This is a genomic window from Pedobacter lithocola, from assembly GCF_042650845.1.
GTDB lineage: Bacteria > Bacteroidota > Bacteroidia > Sphingobacteriales > Sphingobacteriaceae > Pedobacter > Pedobacter lithocola.
Genome location: NZ_JBHSBW010000007.1, coordinates 190,390 through 213,818, shown reverse-complemented (window position 1 = coordinate 213,818; position 23,429 = coordinate 190,390). Strand labels below are relative to the sequence as shown.

At 37.7% G+C, this 23,429-nt stretch carries 13 protein-coding genes; 4 read left to right on the top strand and 9 right to left on the bottom strand.

The window, feature by feature from the left end; all coding sequences use genetic code 11:
* Nucleotides 1-43 precede the first annotated feature (43 nt).
* Complete coding sequence (locus ACFOWA_RS03370; RefSeq protein ID WP_378981772.1) at nucleotides 44-1,705, bottom strand: FMN-binding glutamate synthase family protein; 1,662 nt, start codon at nucleotides 1,703-1,705, stop codon at nucleotides 44-46.
* A 242-nt stretch (nucleotides 1,706-1,947) separates the two neighbouring features.
* Between ACFOWA_RS03370 and ACFOWA_RS03365 the strand changes: the two genes are divergently transcribed.
* From ACFOWA_RS03365 to nhaA, 4 genes are all read left to right on the top strand, one after another.
* Nucleotides 1,948-2,568 (top strand): L-threonylcarbamoyladenylate synthase, encoded by a 621-nt coding sequence (locus tag ACFOWA_RS03365; RefSeq protein WP_378981770.1) that lies wholly within the window; start codon nucleotides 1,948-1,950, stop codon nucleotides 2,566-2,568.
* A 421-nt stretch (nucleotides 2,569-2,989) separates the two neighbouring features.
* Complete coding sequence (locus tag ACFOWA_RS03360) at nucleotides 2,990-8,767, top strand: T9SS type B sorting domain-containing protein (protein ID WP_378981768.1); 5,778 nt, start codon at nucleotides 2,990-2,992, stop codon at nucleotides 8,765-8,767.
* Between the two features lie 8 nt (nucleotides 8,768-8,775).
* The gene (locus ACFOWA_RS03355) at nucleotides 8,776-9,696 is read left to right on the top strand and encodes a PorP/SprF family type IX secretion system membrane protein (RefSeq protein ID WP_378981766.1); all 921 of its coding nucleotides are present in this window, start codon (nucleotides 8,776-8,778) and stop codon (nucleotides 9,694-9,696) included.
* A 413-nt stretch (nucleotides 9,697-10,109) separates the two neighbouring features.
* On the top strand, nucleotides 10,110-11,264 hold the full coding sequence (nhaA, locus tag ACFOWA_RS03350) for a Na+/H+ antiporter NhaA (RefSeq protein ID WP_378984114.1): 1,155 nt from the start codon (nucleotides 10,110-10,112) through the stop codon (nucleotides 11,262-11,264).
* 626 nt (nucleotides 11,265-11,890) lie between these two features.
* Here the strand turns inward: nhaA and ACFOWA_RS03345 are convergent.
* The 8 genes from ACFOWA_RS03345 to trpD all read right to left on the bottom strand — a co-directional run bounded on the left by ACFOWA_RS03345 (nucleotide 11,891) and on the right by trpD (nucleotide 23,093).
* Nucleotides 11,891-13,297 (bottom strand): TolC family protein, encoded by a 1,407-nt coding sequence (locus tag ACFOWA_RS03345; protein ID WP_378981764.1) that lies wholly within the window; start codon nucleotides 13,295-13,297, stop codon nucleotides 11,891-11,893.
* Complete coding sequence (locus tag ACFOWA_RS03340) at nucleotides 13,284-16,475, bottom strand: efflux RND transporter permease subunit (RefSeq protein WP_378981762.1); 3,192 nt, start codon at nucleotides 16,473-16,475, stop codon at nucleotides 13,284-13,286. The genes ACFOWA_RS03345 and ACFOWA_RS03340 overlap by 14 nt, the downstream gene beginning before the upstream one ends.
* Nucleotides 16,476-16,514: 39 nt before the next feature.
* Nucleotides 16,515-17,717 carry an efflux RND transporter periplasmic adaptor subunit gene (locus ACFOWA_RS03335; protein ID WP_378981760.1) on the bottom strand — a complete coding sequence of 401 codons (1,203 nt, stop codon included), beginning with the start codon at nucleotides 17,715-17,717 and terminating at the stop codon, nucleotides 16,515-16,517.
* A gap of 69 nt (nucleotides 17,718-17,786) precedes the next feature.
* A complete protein-coding gene (locus tag ACFOWA_RS03330; protein WP_378981758.1) occupies nucleotides 17,787-18,392 on the bottom strand; it encodes a TetR/AcrR family transcriptional regulator in 606 nt (201 codons plus the stop codon).
* Between the two features lie 855 nt (nucleotides 18,393-19,247).
* On the bottom strand, nucleotides 19,248-20,015 hold the full coding sequence (trpA, locus tag ACFOWA_RS03325; RefSeq protein ID WP_378981756.1) for a tryptophan synthase subunit alpha: 768 nt from the start codon (nucleotides 20,013-20,015) through the stop codon (nucleotides 19,248-19,250).
* 77 nt (nucleotides 20,016-20,092) lie between these two features.
* A complete protein-coding gene (gene trpB, locus ACFOWA_RS03320) occupies nucleotides 20,093-21,274 on the bottom strand; it encodes a tryptophan synthase subunit beta (RefSeq protein ID WP_378981754.1) in 1,182 nt (393 codons plus the stop codon).
* Between the two features lie 197 nt (nucleotides 21,275-21,471).
* Nucleotides 21,472-22,107 carry a phosphoribosylanthranilate isomerase gene (locus tag ACFOWA_RS03315; protein WP_378981752.1) on the bottom strand — a complete coding sequence of 212 codons (636 nt, stop codon included), beginning with the start codon at nucleotides 22,105-22,107 and terminating at the stop codon, nucleotides 21,472-21,474.
* Nucleotides 22,107-23,093, bottom strand: a complete 987-nt coding sequence (gene trpD, locus ACFOWA_RS03310) for an anthranilate phosphoribosyltransferase (RefSeq protein ID WP_378981750.1) — start codon at nucleotides 23,091-23,093, stop codon at nucleotides 22,107-22,109. Before trpD ends, ACFOWA_RS03315 begins: the two co-directional genes overlap by 1 nt.
* Nucleotides 23,094-23,429 lie beyond the last annotated feature (336 nt).

The window sequence follows — 23,429 nt, the reverse complement described above, 5'->3', positions numbered from 1 at the left end:
AACGCCTGTCAAAACTTCGTAAGTCTAGCGTGACCACAAAAACCTACCTACCTTCTTCATGCATCGTATCGCTATACGGATTTGCATGTGAATAATCTACCGCAGAAACTTTATAATCGGTCGGGGCAAAGCTTTTTGATGAACTTAATGCCATACCCAATTCAAATCGTGTTGGATAAGGCGTTTGCAATAAACTACCAGCCGGGATATATGGGAAACTTTCTAAATAAGATTGAATAAAACTTGAACTAACCCTTCTATTTATGTAAGCTCTGCTTAATTGATGTGGTTCTTTAAGCCCAGCGGCACCTAACAATTCTACCGCACTGGCAACCGTTAAATTATGGAAATTTTTAACGCGAACGGTCTTATCTTCAACCACTAAACCTTTCATTAAACTTTGGTCTTGCGTGGCCACACCAGTTGGACAAGTATTGCTATTACATTCAAGCGCTTGAATACAACCCAAAGCAAACATCATTCCTCTAGCAGCATTACACATATCGGCTCCAAGGGCAATATTTTTTACTAAATCAAATCCTGTTGCTACTTTACCAGATGCAATAATTTTAATGTGCTTTTTTAAGTCAAACCCGTTTAAAACATCATAAACAAAGGCAACACCTTCACGCAAAGGCATACCTACAGAGTTAGAAAACTCTTGCGGTGCTGCGCCGGTTCCACCTTCACCACCATCTACGGTAATAAAATCAGGATAAATTCCCGTTTCTACCATCGCCTTACAAATGGCATAGAACTCACTTTTTCTACCAATACACAATTTAAATCCAACAGGTTTTCCATCTGATAAATCGCGAAGTTTTTTAATAAACTCTAACAATCCAATGGGTGAGTTGAAAGCTGAATGTGCCGGAGGCGATAAAACATCTTTACCTTCTGATACTAAACGAATTCTGGCAACTTCAGCAGTAACCTTTCTGGCTGGTAACATACCTCCATGACCAGGTTTTGCTCCCTGCGATAATTTAACTTCAATCATTTTTACCTGTTCGGTTTTTGCCCGTTCAGCGTAAGCATCATAGTTAAATGTGCCATCATCATTTCTACAGCCAAAATAACCTGTACCAATTTGCCAAATTAAATCGCCACCTGGCTGACGGTGATAATCGCTAATACCCCCCTCGCCAGTATTATGAGCAAAGTTGCCCATTTTTGCACCACCATTTAAGGCCAATATCGCATTCTGACTTAAAGAGCCAAAACTCATGGCAGAAATATTGTAGATACTTGCAGAGTAAGGTTTTTTACAATCCGGTCCGCCAACTAAAACGCGTGGATCTAAATTTAATTCATGGTGTGAAATAGCAGCAATGCTATGGCTCAACCATTCATACCCATTTTCGTAAACATTTAACTGGGTACCAAAAGGAATGGTATCGTTATCTTTTTTTGCCCGTTGATAAATTAATGAGCGATTTAAACGGTTGTATGGTGTTCCATTGGTATCACTTTCTACAAAATATTGATAAACCTTTGGCCTCAATTCTTCCATAAAATACCTTAGCCTGCCAAATACCGGGTAGTTCCTAACAATACTATGTTTGGGTTGATATAAATCATAAATACCGAGAATTACAAACGGTCCGGTGAATAGGAATGTCCACCATAAAAATGGATGATATAAGCCTAACATTATGGTTAAGGCAATTAAAAAGGCAGCAATGGCTACGAATGCTTTTCTCATATTATATTTAATTATTTCTAAAATCTACGTTGTAAATTCATGATTATCAACTTCGTAAACCCTGCAATATTCTTAATTATCTTCAATTAAATTTGTTGATGAAGATTTTTAGACAATGCAATTAATAATTTTCAAAATTAAAGATAATAACACTACTGTACAATCATTTGCATAGATTTAAAATAGATGCGATTTAATGAATCTCTAAACAACAGACAGTATTAAATTGTTATTTTTGCATTATGCTTATTAAGATTTATCCAGAAAACCCAAACGAAAGAGCCATTGAGCAAGTTGTAGAAGTGCTAAAAAAAGGTGGCTTAATCATCTATCCTACAGATACAATTTATGGTTTGGGCTGTGATATTTCGAATCCAAAAGCAATCGAAAAAATTTGCCGCATACGCGGGATAAAACCCGAAAAAGCCAATTTCTCCTTTATTTGCCATGATTTAAGCCACATATCCGACTTTATCAAACCTATCGACAACACAACTTTTAGGGTTTTGAAAAAGGCATTACCTGGACCTTTTACTTTTATTTTTAATGCCAACAACAATGTTCCTAAACTTTTAAGTTCGAATAAAAAAACGGTTGGTATTCGTGTCCCCGATAATAATATTGCTAGGTGCATAGTTAAAGAACTGGGTAATCCAATCCTTTCTACTTCAATAAAAGATGATGATGAACTGATTGAATATTCTACCGACCCTGAATTGATTTATGAGAAATACCAAGATTTGGTTGATTTGGTAATTGATGGTGGCTACGGAGACAATGAAGCATCGACCGTTATAGATTGTACCAATGGCGAATTTGAAATCATCCGTGAGGGTAAAGGAAATATTGAAGATTTTCTGTAATTCATTCTTAGCAATCTAGATTCACCACTTTATTACTTTTCAACACTTGCAATAAAGCCCCTGCAAATCTTTAAATTTATACCATAAATGGATAACTACCATTTTATAAACAAACTAATTTAACATCCCCTCAATATTAAATTAATATTCGAAACTTATTTTCGTATCCTAAACCATCCCTATATGACGAAACATCTACATCAATAAAGCCGTTCATGGCTGTATCGTTTGCTTTGCAAATTGATTTTTTAACTACGCATTCACCTGACTATTCTCCTAGCAAAATAATTTGCCGTGGATAACTGTTTTTGCATGAACGTTCTACAATTAGTTTAAAGCAAAGCACTATACCATAAATATCATGTTGCATTTCGCAATGCAACAATTGCTCTAAATTATTTTATATCCCTATAAAATTTGTATGAAAAAAATTTTACTCCTATCGCTGCTATTTTTTATGGCAGGAAAAATGTTTGGTCAGGTTTCGCTAACAACATCTCCATATGTAGAAACTTTTGACGGCATTGGCACCGCCCTTCCAATCGGTTTTACTGTTCGTACTAGTGCAACAGCTAGTGCTATAGGAGAGTTCGCAAACTTTTCCACTACACCTGTAGCTTGGAACAATACTGCAGGTGCTTATAAAAATTTCGCATCAGGTTCTATAGGAAATACCGCTACTACCACTCAACAAAATGCCGCTACGAATAGATCAATTGGCTTAAGACAAACAGGTCCTGTAGGAGACCCTGGTGGAGCCTTTGTATTTCAATTGGCCAACACCACTGGCAAAACAGCACTAAAATTAAGTTTCAATTTGCAATCTCTTGATGCATCTTCTACAAGAGTTGCAACTTGGCGTGTTGATTATGGCATAGGAGCTTCACCAACAACTTTTACTGCTGCTACAACTACCGGGACTTTAACAACCGGTGGTTCGCTATTTTCAAATAATACAATTAACGTTGATTTCGGAACGACTTTAGACAATAATGCAGGCCCAGTTTGGATAAGAATTGTTTCTATCGGTGCAACCACAGGTTCAGGAACTAGACCATCGACAGGAATTGATAATTTTAATTTGACATTCTCTGCTGGCGGTGGCACAACAACACCTGCTCTTGCTATTTCACCAAGTAGCTTATCATTCGGAAACCAAAGTGTTGCTACAAATTCTGCTGCTCAAAGTTTTACTTTAAGCGGGACGAATACAACTGCAAATACCAATTTAACTACGGCTGCGCCTTTTTCACTTTCAAAAGACAACACAACCTTTACAACATCAATAGCATATACAACTGCTGAAATATCAGCCACGCCAACAGTGTATGTAAGGTATAGTCCTGCAACAACTGGCGCATCAACTGGTAATGTAGCTATCTCAAGTACTGGCGCTACATCAATTAATGTTTCGTTAACAGGAACCGGAGTTGCCGGCGATTTAACCCCTCCCGTAACAACACCAACTTACCCAAAAACAACTAATCCAACCTTAACATCAATTGATTTAACAAATAACATAAACGAAGCTGGCACAAGTTATTATGTGCTTCTAGCATCAGGAGCAGCTGCACCAACACCAGCACAGGTAAAAGCAGGCCAAAGCTCTACAGGTGCCGCCGCATTTAAATTTGGTTCGTTTGCCAATACAGCAAATGTGGATGCAACAACCACCATTGCAGGTTTAACCGCAGGAACCACTTATGTTATTTATGTAGCTGCGCAAGATGCTACAGGGAATTTGCAAACTACAGTTTCTACGGTTGGTGCCATAACGGCAAACCCGCCATTGGTTAGCGCACCAATAATCATCAGTCAGTATTACGAAGGCACATCTACAAACAAATGGATTGAATTAACCAATTTAAGTAATGAGCCAATTAATACCTCATCACCACAACTAAAGTTAGCTTTATATAATATTTCTGGCGATGCTGGAACCATTAACATCACAGGTACTCCATCACAAATTGTAAATCTAAATTTCACTATTCCTGCACGTGGCTCGGTTTTGCTTGGCAACACTGGCAATAGCAGCACAGAAGTTCCATATTTAAATAGCACGAGTGCTGTGTTAAACAGCAATTCGGTAATTAATTTTAATGGTAATGATGGTGTGGCTTTACTTGATGCCAATAATAATATTATCGATGCATTCGGACAAGGTGTAAACGCCAAAGATGTTTCGTATGTGAGGAGTTTAAACGTAACAGCTCCGAACCCAACTTATGTAGATGATGATTGGACTCGTACAACTTTAGCCGTTGTACAAAATGCAATTGATGATGATGACGTAAATAGATTGGGTGTTCATTTTCCGCCAAATTTGCCTGTTTGTGCAGCACCATCAAGCCCGGCAACTGCATTAGCATTTAATAGCGTTACAACTAATAGCATCTCTGCAAGTTTTACAAAATCTGCCGATGCAAATGAATATTTAATTATCAGAAGTTTAAATTCAACCTTATCTGCTTTACCTGTTGATGGAACAGTTTACAATGTGGGCTCTGCTTTTGGTGGCGGTATTGTTGTAAACAGAATTGTAACCAACACTTTTACAGATAACGGCTTATCCGACAATACAAATTACAATTATTTCATTATTCCATTAAATAACATTTCTTGTACTGGCGGACCAAAATACTTAACCACAGGAATTTTAACGGCTAGTCAGCTTACCAAAGCTTTATTGCCTTGTGCGGTTCCTGTAGCACAGCCTACAAATTTTGTTGTCACTTCATCAAACTACAATTTTATACAAGCAGCATTTACACCAGCAAATGGCGCCGATGAATACCTCGTGGTAATGAGCACCAGCAATGCGCTATCAGCCGCTCCGGTAAACCAAACCACTTACAATGTTGGCGACCAGTTTGGGGGCGGTATCGTAGTAAAAAGAGGAACCGGGGGTACCTTTATTAGAAATGGATTATCACAAAATACAAATTATTATTTTTTCATTTATTCTGTAAATAGTGCATGCAGCGGCGGTCCGTTGTATTTAACTACCCAGCCACTCTTAGGAAATTTAAAAACAGGCATTTTAGATGTTAACAAACTGAATTTTTACTACGGAAATTTACACAGTCACAGTAGTTATTCTGATGGAAATAAAGATGATTTAACTAAGAAACCAGAAGATGATTATGCCTTCGCAAAGAATTCGATGAATTTGGATTTTTTAGGAATATCAGAACACAACCATACCCAAGCCGGAATGTCATTAGCAAGCTGGCAGCCAGGAATTGATGCAGCTAAGAAAGCAACAACATCTAACTTTGTTGCATTGCATGGTATGGAATGGGGTGTAATTAGCGGTGGTGGACACGTTATTGTGTATGGCATCGATTCATTAATTGGTTGGGAACCAGGTGAAAACCAAATCTACGTTCCGAAAAGTGTTTACACAGGTACAACCGGATTATTTAGAATAATCAACAGACATGGATTAAATGCTGTTGCAACACTTGCTCACCCAAATACAACTGATTATAACAACGTTTTAGCCAATTATGATTTAAGTGCCGATAGTGCCATTGTTGGTACAGCTTTAGAAAGCGGACCTGCGTTTTCTACCAATGTAACCTACTCTGACCCGGCAAGCTCGATGAGTTACCTGAGTTATTACAACCGAATGCTGGCAAGAGGTTATCACCTTGGTGCAAGTATCGACCACGATAACCACAATTTAACTTTTGGTAGGCACACGCGAGCTAGGCTGGTAGTGCTAGCTCCTGCCCTAACAGAAAATGATTTGTTGGATGCAATTAAGAAAATGCGTTTTTATGCATCACAAGATTCTGCAGCAAAAATCGTATTCACCATAAACAAACAGCCGGTTGGTAGTGTATTTAAAACAGCAGGCACTCCTACTATCGAAGTAAGTTCGATAACCACAAGTCCTGTTACCAACATTAAAATTTTGTACGGCATACCAGGAAGTGGAACTAATCCGGTTGAAATAGCAACAAGCGCAACAACTAGTTTAACTTATACACACAATGCCTTATCAAACTTGGTTACTGGTTATTATTACGCTGATATTTTAGAAGCCGATGGAAGTAGAATTATTACCTCTCCAATTTGGTACACCAGAGATGATGCAACGGTTAAAGCAACTCAAACCATTACACTCGTCCCAACTAAAACGGTAACCTACGGAGACCCTGATTTCCCTATAGGTGCAACAAGTGATAATACAAACATCAACATCACTTACACCAGTAGCGATACCAATATTGCAACCATTAGCAATAACGATATACACATTGTAAAAGCAGGAACTGTTACCATTACTGCAAATCAGGCGGGCGATACATTTTTTAATCCCGCTACAGCGAAACAACAAGTTTTAACCATTGCACCAAAACCCATTACGGTAACAGCTGATGCAAAAACCAAAGTAGAATCGACGGTTGACCCAATGTTAACATACACATCTACACCAACGCTAATTGGAGCAGATGCTTTTACGGGTGCACTAAGCAGAAATCCTGGCGAAACAGCTGGCGATTATGCCATAACACAAGGAACCTTAGCATTAACTACCAATTATAACATTATTTATAAACCTGCCAACCTACGCATATACGCTAAACCAGCGGCTGCGATAAGTACGAACGTTTCTGTACCATTAAATGCGACTAATCCTGCAATTACTTTTACTGCCGCAAGTGGAACTGCGCCATTTACATTTGCTTATAATATAAACGGAGGTGCAAGTCAAACAATTACATCCACAACCAATACTGCTACGATAAATGCTTCAACAGCAACGGTAGGCACATTTATTTATACCATTTCCAGCATTACCGATGCTTTTAGTACGCAATTACAAAACGTATCTACAACTGTAAAAGTTAATCCAATACCTGTAGCAACTATCTCAGGTACAACTGCAATTTGTTTAAGCGGAACTCCACCAACAGTAACTTTTACTGGTGCTAATGGAACAAGTCCTTATATTTTTACCTATAATATTAATGGAGGTGCAAGCCAAACAATAAGCACAACTGGCACAAATACTACTGCAATTTTGGTCGCACCGAGCAATGTAGCCGGAACCTTTACTTACAACTTGTTACAGGTTGCAGATGTAAATGCAAGTCAAAATCAATCGGGTGCAGCCACCGTAACCATTAGAACTTTAGCAACTGCAACTGTATCTGGTTCAACTGCTGTTCCAAAAAATGCATCTGCACCAAACATTACATTTACAGGCGCAAATGGTATGGCGCCATATACATTTACTTATAACATAAACGGTGGCGCAAATAGAACGGTAACATCCATAGGAAACACCGCAACGGTAGCTGTACCAACAGCAAATGAAGGTTCTTATGCATATAATTTAGTAAGCGTAGCTGATGTAAACTGTAGTCAGCCCCAAACTGGCTCGGCAACAATTTTGATTCGTCCGCTACCAGTAGCCACAATTACTGGTTCAACTTCAGTTTGTAACTTAAGCGTTTCGCCTTTGGTTACTTTTACAGGTTCGATTGGAACAGCGCCTTATACCTTTACTTACGCAATAAACGGAGGCACAAACCGTACAGTAACCACAAATTCTACTACAGCAACGGTAAGTGTTCCTACAGGCACAAACGGAAGTTTCGTATATAGTTTGATAAGTGTTGCTGATGCTTATGCTACTCAACCACAAACTGGAAATGCTACCGTGGTAATTAACCCTTTACCTATTATAACTATAAACAGCAATAAAGGCATATCAATTTCTAAAGGTGATGCTATTGTTTTAACTGCATCGGGAGGTTCGCAATACAGCTGGACTGGTACGGATATTACAAGTGGTCAGAATTCGGCCGCCCTTACCATCCGACCAAAGCAAAGCGGGAATTATAAGGTTATGGTTACAAATGCTAGTGGTTGTATTTCAGAACAAACTATCGCTATAACTGTAATCAACGACTATAAATTAGAGGCCAGCAATGTTTTAACGCCAAATGGCGATGGCTTCAACGATAAATTTATTATTAAAAATATTGATTACTATCCCAACAATACATTGAAAATTTTTGATAAAGCCGGACGAATCTTATACACTAAACAAGTTTACACCAACGATTGGGATGGAACTGTGAATGGAAGTCCGCTAGCTGAGGGCACCTATTATTACATTATCGATTTAGGAACAGGAATTGGAACATTTAAAGGATTTATCAACATTATTAGAGACTAATTACAGACATGAAAATACTTACAAAAAACATAAAACAAATAAGTCGCGTAAAGTTTCTATTTGCTATTTGCACTTTATTTTTTACTAAAGTGAAGGCTCAGATTTTACCTTTAAACGCACAATATTTTCAAAACCGATACTTAGTCAATCCATCAATGGCTGGTATAAATGAGGGTTTTAACATCAATGGAAGTTTTCGCAAACAGTGGACAAATATTCCGGGTGCTCCAATTACACAAAGCGTAACGTTAGACCAACAAGTGAATAAAGTGGGTTGGGGTGTGAATATTTATAATGAAAAATCAGGTGGTATTCAGCGCACCAAAGCAGTTGGAACGTTTGCCTATCATTTACCATTGAGCAGCGACGACCAGAGATTAAATTTCGGTATTTCGTTTGGTGCTAGTCAGGATAAATTGGACTTAAGCAGCATAAGAAATAGTGATATTAACGACCCATCAATTGCCCGTTTTAACGATAGAGGTTATTATTTAGATGGCGACTTTGGAGTGTCTTATACCTCGAAAGGATTAACCGTTGAGGGAGCCATTCCAAATATGCGTTCAGTTTTTAGAAATGATGATTTAAACTTCGCCGATAAACCAACTTTTTATTCGGCAGTAAGTTATAAAATAAATTTCGGAACGGGCATAAATGGTATTAGCCTTGAGCCTAAAGGTGTTTTTAGGGGAATTAAAAATTACAAAAACCTTTGGGATGCAGGTTTGAACGCCAATTTTGCAAACGATAAATTGTATGTGATGGCAATGTACCATAATACGCAAAATGCAACCGTTGGCTTTGGTATGAATTACAAATCGACAATTTATTTTATGGCCTATTACAATACCGCAACTTCGGCTATTAGTGGTTATACAGATGGTGATTTCGAAGTAAATGTGAGGGTAAATATTGGTAAGAAGAAATAGTAATTAGTTATTGAAAGTAGTAAATTATTCAGATACACTTGTTGGGATGGGAATGACGGTCGGCTTAACACACTGCCATTCCACCCTGCTATATGGCTTAGGAAATGATGGAAGAATAAGCAGTTGAAACTTGTGTACAAACATTCATTTCCCGAATAACCAAAACAGCGGTAAGTCCGATTCTTCATCGGACCTAATCCGCTTTTGCCAATAAAGTTTCAAATGGCTTATTCAACATCAGTTCCAAGCCTTGATTTTTGTTTCTTTTCATCAAGGCAAAGAAAAAATTGTTTATTAAACTATCTAAGAAAAGCAAAAGCATTCTTTTATTCAAGAGAAATAACGACTTAAAAACCACTCCTATTAACATCAATAAAGCAGCTAAGCAACAAAATTTCCCTATTTTTACAGCGATGGCAAAAATTATCAACCTCGAAATATTCACACGTTTTTTTAAATCCGGACAAATTGGTGGCTTTCTACTTTTAATCTGCGTTGTCATCTCATTATTAATTGCAAACTCATCATCGAAAGAAACCTTTGAAACATTTTTACAAATTAAACTTGGCTTTGGCGCCATTAATTACTCCATTTTAGCCTGGATAAATGATGCCTTAATGGCAATATTCTTCTTGCTTGTTGGTTTAGAAATTAAACGAGAACTGGTTGAGGGTGAACTATCTTCCCTTAAAAGTGCCGCTTTACCTGTAATCGCAGCCTTAGGTGGAATGTTGGTTCCTGCTTTAATTTATACAATATTCAATAACGGAACCGAAACTGCTAGCGGCTGGGGAATACCAATGGCTACCGACATAGCTTTTGCATTAGCAATTATTGCTATGCTTGGCAAAAACGTACCAACAAGTTTGAAAATCTTTTTAGCCGCTTTAGCTATTGTTGATGATTTGGGTGCCATTTTGGTAATTGCCATTTTCTATACCAATCAAATTCATTTTGAGTACTTAGCAATGGCTGGCGGAATATTAGTTTTATTGACACTGTTGAATTATTTTGGTGTAAAAAATCTGATTTTCTATTTAATCCCGGGAATATTTCTTTGGTATTTCATTCATCATTCGGGAATTCATGCTACTATTGCAGGCGTACTTTTGGCTTTCACTATACCTACAAACGAAACAAATATTTTATCTCCTTTAGAAAAACTGGAGCATTCTTTAAGCATCCCTGTAAACTATCTGATTATGCCAATTTTTGCCTTGGCAAACACTAATATCACCTTCGAAAGAGAGATGATTGCTGGTTTGGTTTCTCCATTAGGTTTGGGCATTGTTGTGGGTTTATTTGTAGGCAAAACTATAGGTGTTACCTTTTTTTCTTGGTTAGCCGTAAAATTAAAATGGGCCGATTTGCCTACTGGAGCAGGCTGGAAACATATTTTTGGTTTAGGTATGTTAGCTGGAATCGGTTTTACCATGTCGATATTTATCGCGTTACTTTCTTTCAGTGAAGTATTGCATGTTTCTGAGGCGAAGTTTGCCATACTCACTGCCTCTATATTATCAGGTGTGGTGGGTTTTGTGTTTTTAAAATCGGTTAAAGAAAGTTGAATTTAAAATCTCGCTATTTCCACTATGCTATCTGGATTAGGAAACGATGCCCATTTGAGAATATAATTAAATTTGGCTTCTTAAACCTCACCATGTTAATGGCAGTGGTTTTTCTACTTTTTGTAATCCCTCTCCTAGAAGAGAGGGAATTAAGTATTGTGCTTTTAACCAAAATTCCAGTAATCTGCGCTTAAAATAAATTTTGAATAATCGCATCACGGACACATCAAAAAGCTTTGCTATTTCCACCCTGCTATCTGGCCTAGGAAATGATGGCAGGATAAGCAGTTGAAACTGGTGCACAAACATTCATATCGCGAATAACCAAAACAGCGGTAAGTCCGATTCTTCATCGGACCTAATCCGCTGTTACCAGTTAAGTTTCCAATGGCTTTTTCAACATCAGTTCCAAGCCTTGATTTATTCATTTTCTGTAGAAATCTTTAATTGTATTCATGAACTCGCTGAAAAGCTCGGTTTTGTTTTTTCACCATTTGTTTATTTGTTTTTGTGTTCAAGCTAGCTCCGCTGGTCTTTTCATCAAGGAAAAGAAAAAAGCCCGTCCGGCAAGGATAATTACAAAGATTTATCCGCTAAAGTAGAAAGGACGGCAGCCTGAAACCTTCCTAATTCCATCCACCACCTAACGACCTATATAAGCCCACTACCGCATTCAGCTGTTCAGTTTTAATCGTAGTTAATTCCAATTCGCTTTGCAATAAATTACCCTGAGCAGTAATCACTTCTAAATAATTTGCCATACCACTTTTAAATAATAAGCTGGCATTTCTAGAGGCTTGTTGTAAGGTAAGCGCTCTTTTTTCGGCAATGCTGTATTGCGTTTTCAGTTTTTCAACTTTAGTCAATTCATCAGAAACCTCTCCTACAGCATTAATTACGGATTGACGAAACTGTATTACTGTTTTCTCCCTGTCGATTTTTGCTAATTCCAAATTAGATTTCAACTGACCACGTTGAAAAATTGGTTGCGTAATACCACCCGAAACCATACCGAATAAAGATGCGGGCATACTAAACCAATTGCTGGCTTTGAATGAATTCACACCGCCACTTGCTGTAATAACCAACGATGGATATAAACTTGCTTTGGCTACGCCTACTCTTGCATTGGCTACGTTTAAAGCCAATTCAGCCGATTTAATATCTGGTCTACGACTTAATAATGAAGATGGGAAACCAGCATTTAAATCCTGAGGCAAACTCATTTTATCTAATCGGCTCGAACGATTTATCGCCTGCGGCAAGGTTCCGATTAAAACGCTTAATGCATTTTCTTGCAAGGTTACATTTTGTTCTATACGAGGAATTAATTGTGCAGCATTTAGTTGTTGTGCCTCTGCTTGTTGAATTGCAAGAGAAGTAAGCTGTCCGGCATCAAATTGTAAATTGATGATTCTTAAAGTGCTATCATTTAATTTTAAGTTTTTCTTCGCAATTTCCAACTGTGCATCAAGCATCAACAGATTGTAATAACCTTGCGCCACATTAGCAACCAAACGGGTTTGAACTGCTTTCCGAGCCTCTTCGGTTTGCAAAAAACTTGCTAAAGCGCCAGCTTTTTGATTGCGAATTTTCCCCCAAATATCAGCATCCCAAAACACGCCCAAATTAGCGCTGTAATCTTCAATGTGTGTTGATCCGGTAAATTGGTTCAGGCTTAATCCATTTAAACTGTTATCAGATGGGCGGCTAGAACTCGCCGCAACCTGCAATTTCAATTCAGGTAAATAGCCTAATTTCGATTGCTTAAACAGTACTTCAGCAGCATCAATGTTTTTCAATGCGATTTGCATATCGTAATTTCTGAGCAAAGCTGTATCAATTAAATTCTGTACTGTTAGGTCGTTGATAAAGCTTTTTAGAGGCAAATCGCCAACGCTTGAAGAATCCTTTTGCAATGTATTTCTAAATAATCCTGGCGCTACTTTAGGCAAAGATAAATCTTTAGAAATCGAACATCCACTCCATATAATAGCAAGGAGCAGAATGGTAATAATATTAAACCGTTTCATAAACAACGTGATTTATAGGTTCGTCCTGTTGAGAAACAACCTCTTGTGATTTTTTTGAAATTTTTTCTTGTATAGATTGAAAGATGATAAACAGCACCGGAATGATAAACAGGCCTAAAATTACACCTGAAATCATACCTCCGGCAGCACCAATACTAATGGAATGGTTGCCTTGAGCCGACGGACCTGTAGCGCCCATCATCGGGATTAAACCTACAATGAAAGCCAGGGATGTCATGATGATTGGTCGCAATCTTGATTTTGCCGCTTCTAAAGCCGATGCAACCAGTGGCTGTCCGCCTCTTCGCCTTTGAACCGCAAATTCTACGATCAGAATGGCGTTCTTGGCTAGCAAACCGATAAGCATAATTAAGGCCACCTGAACATAAATATTGTTCTCAATTCCAGTTAAACCGATGGCTACAAACACACCAAATATTCCGGCAGGGATAGATAAAATTACTGCCAAAGGCAAAATATAACTTTCATATTGTGCAGAAAGCAGGAAGTAAATAAACACCAAACACAACATGAAAATCACTGTCGATTGCCCGCCTGAAGATATTTCCTCACGAGTTTGACCAGAAAATTCATAACTATAGCCTGCTGGTAATTGCTTTTCGGCAACTTCTTCAATAGCTTTAATGGCATCACCCGAACTAAAACCTGGCTTAGGTATAGCGTTGATGGAAATTGAATTAAATAGGTTATACCTCGATGCCGTTTCCGAACCATAAATCCGGGTGAGTTTCACTAAAGTATTCATTGGAACCATTTCACCACGGTTACTTTTTACAAACACACGGTCGATAGATGATGGATCTGCCCTATCCTGCACATCTGCTTGAACAACTACACGATAATATTTACCAAAACGATTAAAATCTGATGCCTGTGCGCTACCAAAATAGGTTTGCATCGTCTGCAAAATATCTTTCACATTTACACCCAATTGATCGGCCTTTTCATCATTTATATCCAATTGCAGTTGTGGATAATCGGCTTTAAAACTGGTAAAAGCTACTGCAATTTCCGGGCGTTTCATTAACTCGCCAATAAACTGTTGAGAGATTCCACTAAATTTATCCAGCTTACCGCCTGTTTTATCTTGTAAAACCATATCCAAAGCCTCTACATTACTAAAACCCGGAACAGTAGGGAAACTGAATACAAAGAAACTTCCACCAGAAATGGCGCCAAGTTTTCCACGAACCTGGTTCATAATCTCTTCGATGTTTTTGACTGCACCGCGTTCTTCATTGGGTTTAAGCAGCACGAAAACTACTGCCGACGATGGACTTGTAGAGTTGGTTAACAGGTTAAATCCTGATACCGCAGTTACATCTCTCGAGGCATCCAATTTACTCAAAACCTCTTCTGCCTGAGTCATCACTTTTTGTGTTCCATCCAAAGAAGTTCCTGATGGGGTGTTTACCGCAATGGCAATAAATCCCTGGTCTTCTGTTGGAATAAAACCCGCTGGTGTAGTTTTAACCATAAAAATGGTAACCAAAGTGATTAACGCCAAACCACCTAAACTTAACCATTTATTGCGGACTAAAAATTTTAAACCTCCCACATAACGATTGGTTAAGGAATTGAAGCTATGGTTAAATCCGTTGAAGAAACGCTGTTTGAAATTCGGTTTTGCAGCCGGATGCGCAGCATGTGCAGAATGGTTATCTTTTAAAAATAAGGCAGCCAAAGCCGGACTCAAAGTCAACGCATTTACCGCAGAAATTACAATTGCGATGGCCATGGTAAAGGCAAACTGGCGATAGAAAACACCTGTAGAACCCTCCATAAAACCAACCGGTAAAAACACCGCAGCCATAACCAAAGTAATGGAAATAATTGCTCCAGTAATTTCGTGCATCGCCTCGTGAGTTGCTGCTTTCGGACCTAAACCTTTGTGTTCCATTTTCGCATGCACTGCCTCAACGACGACTATCGCATCATCTACCACAATACCAATGGCCAGGATTAAAGCGAATAGAGTCAATAAGTTTATCGAGAAACCAAACAATTGCATAAAGAAAAACGTACCTAAAATGGCTACCGGAACGGCAATAGCAGGAATTAATGTCGACCTGAAATCTTGTAGAAAGATAAATACTACGATGAAAACCAAAATAAAAGCCTCTATCAAAGTATGCTCCACTTGTTCAATCGATTGATCTAAAGAAACTTTGGTGCTATAAAAAATATTCTTCTTTATCCCGACAGGAAAGGTTTTTTCTGATTTTTCCATCAGTTTATTAATCGCCACCTGAATATCGTTCGAGTTTGATCCCGCCAACTGAATGATACCAATTACGATTCCTTTTTTACCATTTAAACGGGTGATGCTGTTGTAAGAATATGCGCCCAATTCTACTCTAGCAACATCTTTCAAGTGCAATATAGAACCATCAGCATTGGCACGTATAGCTATATTTTCATATTCTTCGGGTTTGGTTAATTTACCTTTGTACTTAATTACATATTCAAAAACTTCCTTACTTTTCTCGCCAAATTTACCTGGTGCAGCCTCTAAACTTTTATCCTGAATGGCTTTCATTATCTCATTCGGGGTAACTTTGTAGGTTGTCATTTGTGTAGGATTTAACCAAACACGCATCGAATAATCTTTAACACCGCCAAAAATTGCAGCAGAACCTACACCCGGAATACGTTTTATTTCAGGAATGATGTTGATTTGCGCATAATTGGCTACGAATGTTTGGTCGTATTTTGCCTCATCTTCCGTGTACAAACCAATTGCCATGATGAAACTGTTTTGCTGCTTCGCCGTTGTAACACCTTGTTGCACAACTTCTGCAGGCAACTGACTGGTTGCCTGCGCCACCCGATTTTGAACATTTACCGCAGCTTGGTCGGCATTTGTACCTAGTTTAAAGAAAACTGTAATTGCCAACGAGCCATCATTACTGGCTGTAGAGCTCATATAAGTCATGTTTTCTACGCCATTTATCGATTCTTCCAGCGATGGTGCAACCGAACGTAAAACCGTTTCGGCATTTGCTCCCGGATAAACTGCTGTTACCAAAACTGATGGTGGTGCAATATCAGGAAACTGTTGTAAAGGCAATTTTGTAAGACCAAGTACACCCAAAATCACCAATAAAATGGAAATTACGGTTGCCAATACGGGCCTTTGTATAAATATCTTGAACATTTTTTTTATTATTTATTATATAATTATGCGTTTTCAGCTTTAGTCTTTCAGCTTTAAACTTGCTGCCTTATCCGTTCTTTTTTCAGGTTGAATCACTTGTCCTTCTTGCAAGCGGTCTAAACCGCTAAGCACGATTTGGTCGCCAGCTTTTACACCGTCTTTCACCAGATAATTGGTTCCGCTTTTCCCTATAACCCTAATTGGCATTTTGCTCACTTTGTTATCTTTGTTTACCGCAAAAACGAAAACTTTATCCTGCATTTCTACAGTTGCCGCCTGTGGAATCAAAATCGCATCATCATGTTGCAAACCTAACCTAACCTTACCTGTGTTTCCAGAACGTAATGTTCCACTTGAATTTGAAAAAGTGGCTCTCAGAGTAATAGCGCCAGTATTTTTATCGAACTGACCATCAATCATATCGATTTTTCCTTTGATAGGATATGTTGTATTATCCGATAAAAGCAATTCTACAGCAGGCAAATGTTTAATTCTATCCGCAGGAGATTTACCTGGATAGTTAACATTAAAGCTGTTGAAGTCATTCTCAGCCAAAGCAAAATAAACATGAACTTCATGAATATCAGATAATTGTGTTAGTGCAATCTGGTCGGTTGGAGAAACCAGGCTACCTTGTTTTTTAGGGATACGACCTATATAGCCACTAACCGTAGCCTTTACATTGGTATAGCCCAAGTTAATTTTAGCTGAAGCAACACCTGCTCTTGCCTGCTCTGCATTGGCCTGAGCAATTTTATAAGCAGTTTTTGCCGTTTTTAATTGAAATTCTGATACTACTTTATTTTGTACCAAAGGCGTTAATTTGTCAACCTCTAATTGGGCGTTTAAAATGGCAGCTTCGGCGGCATGCAAACTTGCTTTTGCGTTATTTAAAGCTTCGCGATAAGGGTTTTCATTAATCTTAAATAATGTTTGTCCGGCGGTTACGTAAGCACCTTCATTAACCAAAACACTTTGTAAGTAACCACTGACTTGTGGCCTAACATCAATATCAACGGCACCTTGAATAGCGGCTGGATAATCAATATAGGTAGTTTGAGCGCTTTCGCTGACCAAACTTACAGGCAAAACTGGTGGTGGTGGTGCAGCAGCCGATTGGTCGGGTGCAGACTTACAACTAGCTAAAACGATAGCTAGTGTAGATAAAATTAACATTGACTTAACCTGATTAAATGGTTTAACAGTGTTAAGTAAAATAAACAAACGATGGATAGCATTCATATTATAAAAATTATAGTGGATTTATGTTGTATAAATAATCTAACAGCGTTAAATCATTAGGTAAAAAAATTAACTATTAATAGATAGGGTGATACCTTTGATGGCGTCTTTTAAAATTTGTTGGTTTAATTCATCAGTTGTTCTACCATTTGGGCGAACCAAATTAATGGAAATTAAGCCATGGATGATAGACCAATAAGTGTAGTATTTTGTGCAAATATCATTTTCTGATACCGGCTTCTTTTTAAAAAGTGATTCGATAACGTCGCCAAGCATATTGCTTACATTTTCAGCTTCGGCCATTGTGCTTTTCACTGTACAACAAACCATATCAACACCGTACATCAACTGGTAAAACTCTTTATGCGCAAAAGCAAAGTTCCAATATGCAATCCACATGGCCTGCATTTGGTCTTCCGGCAACTTATTGCTATCCCTCGCCTCTCTAATATCTTTACCTAAAATCAGGTAACCTCTTCTGGTTAGTTCGAGCAGAATACCTTCCTTGTTAGAAAAATATTCATAAATAATTGGTGCTGTATATTCAATCTGGTCGGCAATTTTACGCATACTCAATGCTTGCCAACCCTCCGTTTGAACAATGTTCAAGGCTGCATCCAGAATTTTTGTTCTGGTTTCATCTTTTAGTCGTAAAATTCTTTCTTTGCTTCCCATTATGTGGAATGTAAGGTGATAAATAATCTAACACCGTTAAGCAAATGTATAACCAATCCTGAAATCAACAATCATTTAATTGTCAAATAGAATTTAGGTGCTTTAAAATTGGGTTCTTGATGATTTAAAGAAGGATTGTAAAAGCAGATTATTTTTAATGATTCGAAATAAGTTTTCCAATTGCTATTTCCAACTGCTTATTATTTGGTTTGGAAAGCAATGACTGAAGACTTTATGAAACAGCAGCCCCGCCCTTTATTACAATCTTTTTTCACCTTCTGCAGATGTTTGTTGAAGTCTGTATTTCATCGTTTGAATTTAAGAAATATTCATGGTATTGCTTAAAAAAAGTATTTCCATTTCGGTCGGGTTTAGGTTGGAAATGCAATGTAAGAAACAAGGATTTTATTGAACGGTGCTATAATTAAGTTACTTTGAAAAACAAAAACCTCCCCCTGCTCCCTCCGAAGGGAGATAGTCCGGAGAGGACAGCAAAAAAGAGAGATTGCTTCGTGCCTCGCAATGACAAATTTGTTAGAACGTATTATATTACTTTAGTAAATTTACTAAACAATTTGTTTTTCCGCTTAGTTAAGCCCTACCACTACATCTTCGTTCTACTCTAATCCGGCCTAACAAATTTTTCGGTATAGCTTATTCAAGCCAAACCACTGACTTTAATAGAAAACGGCGAAGCCCTCATGAATACCATTAAATTAACTTAAACAATATGAATAAATTTTCAGCTGGGAGTTTTGTTTCTTTTGCGGTCAAAAGAAAAAAGCCCGTCCTGCCAGGACGAAAAAACAAAGAGTAAAGAGATTACTTACCACCTCGCAATAATTCAACGCCCAATTAGCCTTTAAACTTCTTCATAAAAGCACTTACACTCTCCTCCAAATTACCATTTTCAATTGCTTTAACGAAAGCTGTTCCTATAATTGCTCCATTCGCATAAGCACAAGCCTTATCAAAAGTCTGTTTATCACTAATTCCAAAGCCAATCATGGTTGGGTTTTTTAAGTTCATATTTTTAATTCTGCCGAAATAAGTTTCCGTTGTATCACCAACTTCAAGGTTTTTACCTGTTGTAGCCGAAGAAGATAGCAGATAGATAAATCCATTGGTTAGTCCATCTATTTTATGAATGCGCTCTTCTGCAGTTTGAGGTGTAATTAAAAACACATTGCTTAAATTATGTTCCTCAAAGCAGGTTTTGTAAAACTCTTCGTATTCTACCATCGGCAAATCTGGCACGATGCAACCATCAACACCAACTTCAGCACAGGCTTTACAGAAATTTTCTACTCCGAATTGCAAAACAGGATTCACATAACCCATTAATAAAACCGGAATGGTAACATTTTTGCGCAAATCTTTCAATTGCTCAAAAAGCAAATTCAGCGTCATGCCTTGGTCTAATGATTGCTTGCTACTTGCCTGGATAACAGGTCCGTCGGCAACTGGGTCAGAATATGGGAAACCAATTTCCAACATATCAGCACCAGATTTTTCTAAAGCCTCTGCAATTTTAATGGTATCGCCAGTATTCGGATAACCAGCTGTATAATAAATTGATAATATATTTTTCTTCTCTTGGAAGAGTTGTTTGATTCTGTTCATTGTTGAGATATTAGAATTGAGACTTTAGATTGAGAGCCAGACGGGAAGTCTAATATCTCATATCTGTTATCTCATATCTATAAATTAAAATATTTAATATAGGTGTCTAAGTCTTTATCGCCTCTGCCTGATAAACAAATCACCACATTTTCGCCGCCTTTAAATTCCATTTTGTCTAAATAAGCCAAAGCATGCGCACTTTCAATAGCAGGAATAATTCCCTCCAGTTGAGTGAGCAATAAACCTGCATCAAGGCTTTCTTCATCGGTAATAGAAACGTATTTACCGCGACCAGTTTTAAATAAGTGTGCATGTTGCGGACCAATACCTGGGTAATCCAATCCAGCAGAAACGGAGTGTGGCTCTACCACTTGTCCATCTGGAGTTTGCATTAAAATACTCCTGCTACCATGTAAAACACCTTCTTTCCCTAGGTAAGTTGTGGCAGCAGAAAACCCGCTCGAAACCCCTTTTCCGGCCGCCTCAACGGCGATAAGTTTTACATTTTCATCATCCATGAAATGATAAAACATGCCCATTGCATTACTTCCGCCACCTACACAAGCCAAAACATAATCGGGCTGGTCGTTTCCAGTTTGCGTTATCAATTGCTTTTTTGTTTCTTCTGAAATAATTGATTGAAAAATTGCCACCATATCGGGATATGGATGCGGACCAACCACCGACCCAATAATATAGTGTGTATCTACAGGATTGTTAATCCAGTCACGCATGGCTTCGTTGGTTGCATCTTTCAAGGTTTTACTACCCGAACTTGCAGGAACCACTTTTGCACCAAGCATTTTCATCCGGGCAACGTTTGGTGCTTGTCGTTCGATATCCACTTCACCCATATAAATCACACACTGCAGGTTGCGCAAAGCACAAACCGTAGCAGTGGCTACACCATGTTGGCCAGCACCAGTTTCGGCAATAATTCTTTTCTTACCAAGCTTTTCGGCAAGGAGGATTTGCCCAATAGTGTTGTTGATTTTATGAGCACCAGTGTGATTCAAATCTTCTCTCTTAAGGAAAATGTTTGCTCCATATCTCTCTGATAACCTTTTCGCCAAATATAATGGCGAAGGCCTACCCACATAATCTTTCATTAACTGATGAAATTCCTTTTGAAAATCGGCGTCATCAATAATTTTCAAATAATTCTGACGCAACTCTTCTACGTTTGGATAAAGCATCTCTGGGATGTACGCTCCACCAAAATCTCCGTAATATCCTTTTTCGTTTACTTTGTATTTCATATCTTTTTTTATCAATTCGCCGGTTGTAACCGACGGCAATGAATTTTATTATATTACCCATGATTGAAATCGTGGGCTATTTTTTATATACTATACCTTCGGTTTAAACCGACGGCAGTGTTGTCAAAAAGAAAAAAGCCCGTCCGGCCAGGACAAAAAATTTCCGTTGTTCAAACCAAAGGAGCATAATCCCACAACTACCCACCTAGCGTAGCTACGAACTCCTTAATCTTCTCCACATCCTTTAAACCAGGTTCAATTTCAAACCTGCTGTTAATATCCAGCGCATATAATCGAGCATCATCTATTCCAGAAATGGCAGTAGCATGTTCTAAATCAATTCCACCACTTAAAAAATAAGGTTTATTGAGTGTGTACTTTTCTAAAATTTTCCAATCGAAAGTTTTACCTGAACCTCCGTGTGATTTAGTTTTCGTATCAAATAAAAAGTAATCAACTATAGTAGCATAATCATTCAATACTGCAAATTCAAAATCCTCATCCACCCCGAAAGCTTTAATCACTTCTAAACTATTATATGCCGATTTCAATTTGCAACAATATTCTACACTTTCATTCCCATGTAATTGAACAGCTTTTAACTGATAAAGATTTATTTTTTTCTTAACTGTTTCTAAATCCTCATCCACAAAAACACCAACCGTTTTTATTTCTGCAGGAATATATTTAATTAATTCTGCTGAAACATCGCTTATGAACCTTGGCGAATTTTCGTAAAAAATAAAACCCATATAATCAGGATGCAAGGCTGCAACAGCTGCAATATTTGCCGCCAGTCGCATTCCGCATACTTTTAGTTTTAAATTATTCATTAGGCAACTAATTTTTTAAAACTTTCTAAAGCTCTTTTGCTGGTTAAAGATTCTTCGGCCTCGTAAAAGCAATCTGCAAAACTTGCCGTTGGTTTAATGGTTTTAATGGCTAAAGCCGAATTGCACAGCACCACATTATTTTGTACATCCGTAGCGTCGCCATTTAAAACATCCATAAATATTTTAGCCGATGATTCTACCGTGTCGCCGCCCTTTATATCTGAGGTTGAAACCTTTTCAAAACCCATATCATTTAGCGTTAAAATACTTTCGCCTTTGTTATTAAAAGTTTTCACATCACATGTTAATGAAATTTCATCATAACCCTCCAATGCATGAACTATGGTATAATTTTTAGTCGTATCCTGATATAAATAATTATATAAACGAGCCAATTCTAAACTAAAAACCCCAACCATTTGGTATTTAGGCTGCGATGGATTAACCATTGGCCCTAACATATTAAAGAAGGTTTTTATACCTAAATCTTTCCGAATTGGGGCTACAATTTTCATCGCAGGATTAAACAAGGGGGCATGCAAAAAACAAATGCCTGCCGAATCTAAATTTTGTTTTAATGTGTCTTGATTGTTGGTGAAATTATAGCCCAAATATTCCATCACATTGGATGAACCACAACCCGAAGAAACTCCATAATTACCATGTTTTGCAACCTTATGACCAGCACCAGCAACCACGAATGATGAAAGCGTTGAAATATTGAAAGTATCTTTTCCATCGCCGCCTGTACCGCAAAGGTCAATCAATTCGTGATTAGAAAAATCTGTTTTGATACCTAAATCCAACATCGCATCGCGGAAACCTTTCAATTCATCAACGGTAATATTCCGCATAGCATAGGCAGTAATAAAAGCTGCAATTTGCGATGAATTAAATTCACCTTGCGTAATCGAAATAAGGATATTTTTGGCCTCTTCCCTACTGAAACTTTTATTTTCGAATAAATGATTTAATATCTTTTTCATGTTTATGTTTTATTTTAACCACAGATGAACATGGATAGACACAGATTTTTTTCATGCTGATTAATCATCTGTGTTCATTCTTTCCATCTTTAGTTTAACCATTGATAAATACAGATTTTTCCATGTTTATTAATCATCTGTGTTCATTCTTTCCATCTGTGGTTAATATTTTGCTCGATGTTAAAAAATGCAAATAAAAAAAGGATTGCTTTTTGGGCAATCCTTTTCGTCGTTTATAAAATATTTTAAAATATATAACAATAGAATTTGCCTAACGAATTTCGTTATGCCACCACCAATTGTTATTTAAGTTTTTAATTATCATGTTTGTATCGA